Source organism: Accumulibacter sp. (assembly GCF_016789985.1).
In the GTDB taxonomy this organism is placed as follows: Bacteria; Pseudomonadota; Gammaproteobacteria; order Burkholderiales; family Rhodocyclaceae; genus Accumulibacter.
In genome coordinates this window covers 1-9,981 of the sequence record NZ_JAEUOL010000262.1, presented here as the reverse complement: position 1 = coordinate 9,981, position 9,981 = coordinate 1, and the positions used below count along the sequence as shown (strand labels likewise).

Here is a 9,981-nt window from a genome sequence, read left to right as displayed (position 1 = left end):
TCAACCTGATTCGCCTCGATGCGACCGACAACACCAAGACCAGCTTGCGCCTGAAGCGCAAACGGGCCGCTTGGGACGACGACGCTCGGCTCAGGATTCTTGGCCTCAGACCGCTATGACAGCCGAGTGCGGAGGCCCTGTGGTGGAAAGGGTGGGCTTTCTATGAGTGGCGCCGATTCTTCTCTTGTGGCTATCGTTTGAATTCACCGGATTGCACGGCTTTTCGCGCAGGTCCGGTGGAATGATGGGTTGGCCTCATTCGGTATGGGACACAGTTGGCCCTGCCTTGGCGAAGCCGCCGTAGGAAACGATAACTGCTTTCTTTCCTTTGAACTTCAGAGTCCAAGGGTGATTTCCCTTTCCGGTCTTCCTTGTTGCAAATTCAAATCCACTGAGGTCTTCAGGTTTAATGTCGTCCTTCGGCCACGACGTCAATGCGTCAGCAATAACTGATGAGGGAACCTCATTCAGCCTGAAAACGGCGTACTTTCCTCCATCCTCGGCCTCCAAGTAGCCAGTAGGGACGTCCGCCGGATCAGGAGATTCCTTCTCCTCAACCTTGACCTCGGTTTGTGGACGATCTTCACTCGGGGCCTTGTAATAGTTGGTCGCAGCAGCGGTTGCATCCAGGGCTTCGGCACTAAAACCGGCGGCAGTGATCTTCGCGAAGCCGATGCCGTTAATTCCGAATACGACAAGCGCCATACCAGTTAGGAAGATTGACAAAAATGGCGTGGTTACGTCAGTGCTTTCCAAAATGACTTTGATAACCGTGCCCTTGCCATCGAGTCACGGCTGACCTTCTCAGGCGGGCAGTAAAGCATTGCGAGACTACCAACGCTCAAACCGATTCCTAGAAGCGATGAAAGCCACCGAAGCCATGTTGGCAAGTCTTGATTGTGATCCTCGAGAGTATTCATGGCTATGAGGCCCAACGTGGTGTTCGCGACCACAAGCGGGCCAAGGGTGGGCCAAGGGTGGGCCAAGGGTGGGCCAAGGGGCGACGCGGTGCGGGGCGGCCGCCACCGGAGTACGCGCCGATTCGAAGAGCACGGCCTTGGCAGGAGCAACTCCTGCGGTGTTCGTGAAGCGGGCGCCCGGGCAGGCGCTCCGCTTCAAGTCCGGCGACTCGCCTAGAGGACGAAATCGCTGGCGGCGACCGATGCCACACCTGTGAGCTGGATCTCCAGGTCAGCGAAGCCGTCCCCATTCTGGTCGAACTGCGCGACATGGCTTGCTGCATCAAAAACCAGTTGCCCAGCCGCGCCCGTGAAGCTCGCCACCAGCGTGAACGCCTGGTCTCCGGCGAGCACCGGGTTGGCGTCGATCGCGCTGACATCCATTTTGTCGCCCTCGACCGTCGAGAAATCGGTGATGATGTCTCGACCGACACCGCGCGGGCTGTCGGTCAGGCCGAGGTAGACGAAGGTGTCGGCGCCGCTCCCGCCGATCAGGTTGTCGAGCCCCAGTCCGCCAGTGAGGATGTCCACGTCGGCTCCCCCGTTCAGCACATCGTCGCCGCCAGCGCCCTGCAGAATATCGTTGCCGGCACCGCCGCTCAGGTTGTCGTTCCCCGCCGTACCGATGAAGAGATCGTTCCCGACAGTCGGTGCGGTCGTCGAGCCGCTGATGATCTTGATGTCCGATCCGCTGAGGCTGAACGCCGCTGGTGCCAGGGTGACGTCCTTGAGGTCGATGTGCAGATCGGCGCCAAGCGCGCCGTCGCAGCCGACGTGGACCGTCGTTATGGAGTGCCCCCCGACCAGGTTGGTTTCGACCTGGACCTGTCCAAGCGCCAGGGATGCACCCGTTCCGGTCGTGATGACGCCGCCCAGGGTTATCCCCGAGATGCGCATGAAATCACCGGCCTCGGCATCGTTGATGGTGTCGCGGCCATCGGTCCACCATTGCGCAAAGCGGAACTGATCGGGACCGGCTCCACCAAAGAGCTGGTCGTCGCCCTGCCAGCCGGTGAGCAGATCGGTACCCTCGCCGCCAGCGAGCAGGTCGGCGTTGCCTCCGCCGGACAGCTTGTCACTGAAGTTCGACCCGGTCAGTTTGTAAACCTCGAAATTCCGGTAATCGAGGGTGTAATCCCGGTGCGCATCGGCGAAACGATTGCCGTAGGGTCCTTCCGAAACGTACTGCACACCGGAGGTCGCCCCTTCCATGTTGGCGACCAGGGTGTCGAAGTCGCCTCCTCCGTCGGCCAGGTCGTGATTGCCGCGCCCGACATCGACCGTGTCATTGCCGCCGCTCGTGCGGATGCTGTCGTCCTGGGCAAGACTGGCCGTGCTGATCGTATCGGCGCCCGCCCCCGTGGTCAGATCGAGTCGCTCGATTTGGGATAGCGTGGTGCCCACACCGACCACAGTGCCGCCGCCGGCTGCCGACATGGTCAGGGAGATGTCCGCCACCACCCCGCTGTAATCGCCACGGAAGAGATCGATACCGCTACCGCCGCTGATCGTATCCACCCCGCCACGGCCGTCAAGCACATCGTCACCGGCGTTGCCGATCAGCCGGTCATTGCCGCTGGCGCCGCGCAGGTCATCGTCGCCGGCGCCGCCCGTCAGGTCCCAGCGCTCGAAGTTGCGGGCTTCGATGGTATGGTTCGGGCTGCTGCCATCGGCGGCGTCGGGTCCGGCCTGGAAGTTGCGGCGCCACCACTCTTCGCTGGTGACGATGATGCCGCCTGCGGCATCGCTCCAGTCGAGCACGAGTTTGTCGTTACCCGCAGTGACCGCGCCGTCACCGTCACCGGAGACGTAGTCGAAACCGCGCCCCGGATTGATCACATCATCGCCCGTTCCACCCCGGATGGCATCGTTGAAGGCATAACCGGCGGTCGAGAAACTGTCGTTGTTCGCTCCACCGAAAATGTCCAGCATTTCCACCTTGGCGATCGACAATCCGGCACCGGTGCCCTGGGCAACGGTCTGGCTGGTCGCCGCGTTGAAGCTGACGATGTTTACGTTGGCGCCGAGATCCGCCCGCCACTTGTCGTTGCCGGCGCCACCGTCGACGATGTCGAGACCGCCACGGCCATCGAGGACGTCATCGCCTGCATTGCCGATCAGACGGTCGTTGCCGCCGGCGCCACGCAGGTCATCGTTGCCGGAGCCACCGGTGAGGTCCCAGAGTTCGAAGTTGCGCGCTTCCAGGGTGCGGGTGACCGGGCTGGTCCCGGTGTCGTCCTGCAGCGCGCGCCGCCACCATTCTTCGGCGGTGACCTTGATCCCCGCGGTGGCATCGCTCCAGTCGAGAACCAGCTTGTCGTTACCGGCAGTGACAGCGCCGTCACTGTCGCCCGAGACGTAGTCGAAACCGCGCCCCGGATTGATGACGTCATCGCCGCTGCCACCGCGGATGGCATCGTTCAGCGCGTAGCCGGCGGTCGAGAACTGGTCATTGCCGGTACCACCGTAGATATCGAGCGCCTCGATCTTGCTGATCGAGAGTCCCGCTGCCGTCCCCTGGGTGGTCGTCTGGCTGGTGGTCGCGTCCACGAGGATCGCCGTGTTGAGTGCAGACAGATTCGCCTGCCACAGGTCATTGCCCTCGCCGCCATCGATGATGTCGGTGCCGGCACGCCCGGACAGGCGGTCGTCGCCGGCGTTACCGATCAGACGGTCGTTGCTGTCGCCTCCGCGCAGATCGTCGTTGCCGGAACCGCCGGTCAGGTCCCACTGCTCGAAGTTGCGCGCCTCCACGCTGCGCGTGGCGGGACCGTTGCCGTTCTCGTCTTCCATCACCCGCCGCCACCACTCCTCGGTGGTGACGACGATCGGGGTCGTCGCGTCGCTCCAGTCGAGGACCAGTTTGTCGTTACCCGCGGTGACCGCACCGTCACCGTCACCGGAGACATAGTCGAAGCCGCGTCCGGGGTTGATCGTGTCGTTACCGCCGTTGCCGAGGATGCGGTCATTGAGGGCATAGCCGGCCGTCGACAGGTTGTCGTTGCCGCTCCCGGAACTGAGCTCCATGGCTTCTATGTTGCTGATCCTGATGCCGGCCGCAGTGCCCTGCGCAGAGGTCTGGCTGCCCAGGGCCGATATCAGGAGAGAGTTGATGTTGCCACTCTGGTCGGCCACCCAGGTGTCGTTACCGGCACCGCCGGCGACCGTGTCGCTGCCCGAACCCGAGTTCAAGCGATCGTTGCCGTTATAGCCATACAGGTAATCATTGAGCGCGCCGCCCCGGAGATCGTCGTCAAAGCCGCTGCCGGTCAGGTTGAAACGTTCGAAGTAGCGTGCTTCGAGGCGATCAGCGGTCGCCGAGTTGTAGATGATTCGCCACCATTCCTGAAGTTCGACCGTAATCGCGCCGGCTGCCGCCCAGTTCATCACCAGGGTATCGGTGCCGTCGCCAGCGTCGGCATAGTCCTTGCCGCGGTAGGTGGCGACGGTGTCGTCACCGCCGCGGGTTTCGAAGACGTCGTTGAAAGCGCCGGTCTTGGCCGTGATGGTGTCGGCGCTGTTGCCGGTGTCGATGTCCAGGCTTTCGACGTTCTTGATCGAAGCGCCGCTGGCCACGCCCGGGCCAGCGCCGAAGTTCACGGTTGCCGCCACATTGGCGGCAACGTCGATGTTGACCGTCACATTCTGGATGACGTTGGTAAAGTCGGCCACCCATTTGTCCGTCCCGATGCCGCCGTCGATGATGTCGATGCCCTGCTTGCCATACAGGATGTCGTTGCCGGCGTTGCCGATCAGCCGGTCATTGAGATTGCCGCCGCGCAGATCGTCCCCGCCCGAACCGCCGGTGATGTCGAAGGTCTCGAAGTAGCGTGCTTCCATGGACCACACGGGATTCAGGCGACTGCTCTGGAACACCAGGCGCCAGGCATCCTCGGTCACCACGATGCCTTTGGTCGTGGTGCTCCAGTTGACGACCAGCTGGTCGGTACCCGAACCACCATCCACGTAGTCGTTGCCACCCCCGGTTTTCACCAGGTCGTTGCCGGAGCCCGTGACGATGCTGTCGTTCTCGTTGTAGGCCGAGGTGTCGACCGTGTCGCTGTTCACGCCGGTGGTGATCGAAAGCGCCTCGATACCCGTGATTTGCGCGCCGCTGCCGATGACCGTGTTGGTCACCGCGCCGGTCGGCAGGACAACTGTAAAGGCGGCTGCGGAAGCTCCGTAATCGACGACCCAGCGGTCCACTCCGGCGCCGCCGTCGACCAGGTCGGCACCGAGGCCGCTGTAGAGGGTGTCGTTGCCGGCGTTGCTGAAGAGCTGGTCGTTGCCATCCCTCGTTCTCAGATCGTCATTCCCCGAACCGCCGGTGATGTCGAAGTTTTCGAAGTAGCGCGCTTCCATCGACCACACGGGATTCAGGCGACTGCTCTGGAACACCAGGCGCCAGGCATCCTCGGTCACCACGATGCCTTTGGTCGTGGTGCTCCAGTTGACGACCAGTTGGTCGGTACCCGTACCACCATCCACATAGTCGCTGCCCCCCCCGGTTTTCACCAGGTCGTTGCCGGAACCCGTGACGATACTGTCGTTTTCGTTGTAGGCCGAGGTGTCGACCGTATCGTTGTTTACGCCGGTGGTGATCGACAGCGCCTCGATACCGGTGATTTGCGCGCCGCTGCCGATGACCGTGTTGGTCACCGCGCCGGTCGGCAGGACAACCGTAAAGGCGGCCGCAGAACCTCCGTAGTCCACAACCCAGCGATCCAGGCCAGAGCCGCCGTCGACCAGGTCGGCGCCAAGACCGCTGTAGAGCGTGTCGTTGCCGTCGTTGCCGAAGAGCTGGTCGTTGCCATCCGTCGTTCTCAGGTCGTCATTCCCCGAACCGCCCTTGAAGGTGACGCTTTCGAAGTTGACGAAGCCGACGGTGCTGAAGAAGTCGTCCGTGAACTCGCGGTTGTTCCACCCGCCGACGAAGCGGATGTCCTCGGTGAGGATGGACCAGTCGATGGTGAGCACGTCGTTGCCGAGCAGGCCGTTGACGTAGTCCGCCCCGGGCGGCTGAACCGTGATGTTGTCGTTGCCGTTGGTAGGCGTCCCGATGGTGCTCATGCTCTCTCTCCTGTGTGACGGTGTCTGTATAAAGAAAACTGATAACAACGCGTTCAGTATAGTCGAGGCTGGCTAAAGTCAAGTGAAAAAATTCCTCTAAACAGGGATTCTCCTGCGGCAGCGCTGCCAGGAGGAATTGCTGCGCCGGAGCATTGGCCGGTTGCGGAACCGGAATGTGCGGGCGTGCTGAAGGCACTCGAACAACGCCGCAGGCATCACCCTCAAGGTGGGCCGGCAAGGCATCATGGCAACTGCGCTGTGATCGAACGTCGGGCGGCACGGCGCTCGCCTGTCGGGTCAGCGGCGGGCGTATAGGGCGTATAATCTCCGGACTACCCTTTCCACCAGCAAAGCTTTTTTGGGAGCATCCGAGATGGCGTTGTACGAATCCGATCACACCAAGTTCATGCGCGAGATGATGGCCCAGCACCCCGAGTGGGCCGAGGATCAGCGACGGGGCAGGGCCATCTGGTGGGACAGGAAGGTGGACCTGAACGAGCAGGAGTCGCTTCAGCAGGCCCGGGAAGCGCATCGCCCCTACCCCTACGACGTCAACTTCGAGCAGCCGTAGGGCTGGCCGACGAGCGAAGACGGCCGGACGAGATTCGTCCGGCCGTTGCCCGGGCGGGGCCGAAGACTTCGGCTTCGCTAGAGTGGACGCGCTGCCTCGTCCCCAGCCCCTGAAAGGGTGCCCCTAGTTGTTCAGGGGCTTGATGACGCGTTTGACCGCCGGGTCGTCCGGGTGCGGGTGAATCGTGAAGCCGAGCTTGGTCATCAGGCTGAACATCTTGGTATTCATTGACAGCACATCGCCGACGATGGTGCGAAAGCCTTTGGCGCGCGCGCAGTCGATCAGGGCGCTCATCAGCTTGCGCCCGACCCCGTGTTTCTGCCAGTCGTCGGCGACGGCCAAGGCAAATTCCACCGATTCGCCGTCCGGATTGGTGACGTAGCGCGCGACGCCAATCTGCACTTCCTTGCCGTCGGCGTCGGGCAGCGTCGCGACCAGCGCCATCTCGCGGTCGTAATCGATCTGCGTAAAGCGTACCAGCATCGTCTGCGTCAGTTCGCGGATGGTATCCATGAAGCGGTAATACTTGCTCTCCTCGGACATGTTGATCACGAATTGCTGCTCGCGCTCGGCGTCTTCCGGACGAATCGGGCGGATCGTCACCGTGCGGCCATCGGGGAGTTCCCAATCCTGGATCAGGTGCACCGGGTAGGGGTGGATCGCCATGTGCGCATAGCGGTCGCCGGACGCTGCCGCGTAATCGATCACGATGCGCGCATCGGCCGCGATACCGCCGTTCTCGTCGACGATCAGCGGGTTGAGATCGAGTTCCTGCAGCCAGGGTAGTTCGCAGATCATCTGCGAGACATGCAGCAGGACGTCTTCGAGGGCTTCCAGGTTGACCGGCGGCATGTTGCGGAACTCGCCGAGCAGTTTCGAGGCGCGCGTCGACTGGATGAGGTCGCGGGCCAGGAAGCGGTTGAGCGGCGGCAGGGCCACCGCCCGGTCACTGAACACCTCGACCTCGGTGCCTCCGGCACCAAAGGTGATGATCGGACCGAAGATCGGATCACGCGACACCCCGATCATCAGTTCGCGGCCGTTCGGGCGCGCCAGGTAGGGTTCGATCGACAGGCCGTTGATGCGCGTCGTCGGGTGCCGTTTCTTGACCGTCTCGATGATGTCGTGATAGGCATTGCGGGCTGCCGGGGCATTGGTGATGTTGAGCCGCACGCCACCCACCTCGCTTTTGTGGACGATGTCTGGCGAATCGATCTTCATGGCGATCGGGAAACCGATCTGTTCGGCCAGCAGCAGCGCTTCGGTCGGCGTGTGGGCGACCATGGTCTGTGCCACCGGGATGCGGAAGGCACGCAGGATCGCCTTCGATTCCATTTCGGAGAGCAGCCTGCGGCGTTCGTGCAGCACCGCCTCGATCAACATCCGGGCACCTTCGGTTTCCGGCCGGGAATGCTTCGACAGGGGCGCCGGGGTTTGCAGCAGCAGCTTCTGGTTCCAGTAGTAGGTGGAAATGTGGTAGTACAGCTCGATCGCCGTTTCCGGCATGCGGAACGAGGGAATGCCGGCATCTTCGAGCAGGCTGCGCGCCTGGTGTACCTGCGCCTCGCCCATCCAGCAGGTGAGGATCGGCTTGGCGGTCAGCAGGTCGACTTCGATCACCGCCTTGGCGACCTCCATCGGCTCGGTCATCGCCTGTGGCGAGAGCATGACCAGAACACCGTCGACCGCGTCGTCTTCGGCGACGGCGAGGATGGCGTCGTAATAGCGTTTCGGGGTGGCGTCACCCTCGATGTCCACCGGGTTGCTCTGTGACCAGGTGGGCGGCAGGGAAGCGTTGAGCGCCTGCATGGTGCTGGCCGACAACTGGGCGAGCGGAATCTCGAGATCGCCGGCGCGATCCGCGGCCATGGCGCCGGGGCCACCGCCGTTGGTGATGATCGCCAGGCGTTTGCCCTGCGGGCGGAACTTCGAGGCGAGGGCCTTGGCGGCGTAGAACAACTGGCCGATGTTCTTGACGCGCACGACGCCGGCGCGGCGGACGGCTGCCTCGAAAACGACGTCCGAGCCGGCCGCCATTCCCGAGTGCGTTTCGACTGCCGCCAGCCCGCCGGCGTGCCGGCCAGCCTTGAGCAGGACGATCGGCTTGATGCGCGCCGCCGAACGCAGGGCGCTCATGAAGCGGCGGGCATCGCGGATGCCCTCGACGTAGAGCAGGATGTAATGGGTCAGGTTGTCGTAGATCAGGTAATCGAGGATCTCCCCGAAATCGACGTCCGCCGTGCCGCCGAGCGAGATGACGCTGGAAAAGCCGATGCGGTTGCTGGTCGCCCAGTCGAGCACCGCCGAGCAGATCGCACCCGATTGGGAAACCAGGGCCAGATTGCCCATGTGGGCACTGACGCGTGCGAAGGTGGCATTCAGGCCAAGATGCGGGCGAATGATGCCCAGGCAATTCGGACCGAGCAGCCGTACCCCGTAGCTGCGCGCAATCTCCATCATCTTGCGCTCGAGCGCGGCGCCCGAGTGACCGGCCTCGGCAAAACCCGAGGTGATCACGATGGCGTTCTTGACGCCGCCGCGGCCGCACTGTTCGATGATTTTCGGCACCGTCTGGGCGCGTGTGACGATGACTGCCAGTTCGACGCGAGCGCTGATCTCTTCGATCGACTTGTAGGCCTGAACGCCCTGAATCGTCTCGTGGGCGCTGTTGATCGGGTAAAGACGCCCCTTGTAGCCCGAATCGAGGATGTTCTTGAATAGCACGTTGCCGACCGAGTTTTGGCGGTCGGAGGCGCCGATCACGGCAACCGACTTGGGTTCAAAGAGAGTGGTGAGGTAGTGATGTTCTAGCATGGGGAGGTTTCACCTCTCTCTGGAGAGGTGCCGCTGAGGTGGATGTTGCACTGCATCAATTTACCACAGATGGTCGGCAAAGTCTCTAGAGGCCATGTCCTAATTGCCCGGGTCTGCGACATTTTGCACTTCCGGGCCAGGCCGGAACGCCGGTGTCGGGCGCGTCGCGCGGTCTCCGTGCCCAAATGCCGCGGAGGTTTTGCGCCAGCCCGCCCGGTCGCCGGCATGGCCTACTCGACGACCAGGCTGTCGATTCGTATCTCGGATCGCAGAGTGCGGTACATCGGGCACTTGTTGGCGATCGCCAGCAGCGAGCTGCGCTGGGCGGTGGTCAGATCACCTTCCAGGCTGATTCGGCGCTTGATGCGATCGCCCTTGCCGCCGTCCTCGAGTTCGACCCGGTCGTGTGTCAGTTCGACGTGCACTCCGCTGAGGGGGAGGTGCTTGCGTTGCGCATACATGCGCAGGGTGATCGAGGTGCATGCTCCGAGGCTGGCGAGCAGGAGATCGAAGGGCGCCGGGCCGGCGTCCTCACCGCCCAGGGCGACCGGTTCATCGGCGATCAGG

The 9,981-nt window shown here is 63.0% G+C and carries 5 protein-coding genes and 1 pseudogene; 2 read left to right on the top strand and 4 right to left on the bottom strand.

Going from position 1 to position 9,981, the window contains the following annotated elements; all coding sequences use genetic code 11:
- Nucleotides 1-119 (top strand): annotated as a pseudogene (locus tag JNK99_RS14940) (ISAs1 family transposase); the annotation flags it as partial.
- 136 nt (nt 120-255) lie between these two features.
- On the opposite strand, the gene JNK99_RS14935 reads toward JNK99_RS14940, so the two are convergent.
- Nucleotides 256-756 (bottom strand): hypothetical protein, encoded by a 501-nt coding sequence (locus JNK99_RS14935; protein WP_291854437.1) that lies wholly within the window; start codon nt 754-756, stop codon nt 256-258.
- A 377-nt stretch (nt 757-1,133) separates the two neighbouring features.
- A complete protein-coding gene (locus tag JNK99_RS14930; RefSeq protein ID WP_291854435.1) occupies nt 1,134-6,029 on the bottom strand; it encodes a calcium-binding protein in 4,896 nt (1,631 codons plus the stop codon).
- A gap of 373 nt (nt 6,030-6,402) precedes the next feature.
- Between JNK99_RS14930 and JNK99_RS14925 the strand changes: the two genes are divergently transcribed.
- The gene (locus JNK99_RS14925; RefSeq protein ID WP_291854433.1) at nt 6,403-6,600 is read left to right on the top strand and encodes a DUF3460 family protein; all 198 of its coding nucleotides are present in this window, start codon (nt 6,403-6,405) and stop codon (nt 6,598-6,600) included.
- Nucleotides 6,601-6,723: 123 nt separating this feature from the next.
- Here JNK99_RS14925 and JNK99_RS14920 read toward each other — a convergent pair whose 3' ends face one another.
- The gene (locus JNK99_RS14920; RefSeq protein ID WP_291854431.1) at nt 6,724-9,414 is read right to left on the bottom strand and encodes a bifunctional acetate--CoA ligase family protein/GNAT family N-acetyltransferase; all 2,691 of its coding nucleotides are present in this window, start codon (nt 9,412-9,414) and stop codon (nt 6,724-6,726) included.
- Between the two features lie 230 nt (nt 9,415-9,644).
- A partial coding sequence (locus JNK99_RS14915) for an OsmC family protein (RefSeq protein WP_291854429.1) occupies nt 9,645-9,981 on the bottom strand: 337 nt, incomplete at its 5' end.

Coding starts and splice junctions, on each gene's coding strand:
- JNK99_RS14925 (WP_291854433.1), top strand. CDS start 6,403: ATGGCGTTGTACGAATCCGATCACACCAAGTTCATGCGCGAGATGATG.
- JNK99_RS14920 (WP_291854431.1), bottom strand. CDS start 9,414: ATGCTAGAACATCACTACCTCACCACTCTCTTTGAACCCAAGTCGGTT.
- JNK99_RS14930 (WP_291854435.1), bottom strand. CDS start 6,029: ATGAGCACCATCGGGACGCCTACCAACGGCAACGACAACATCACGGTT.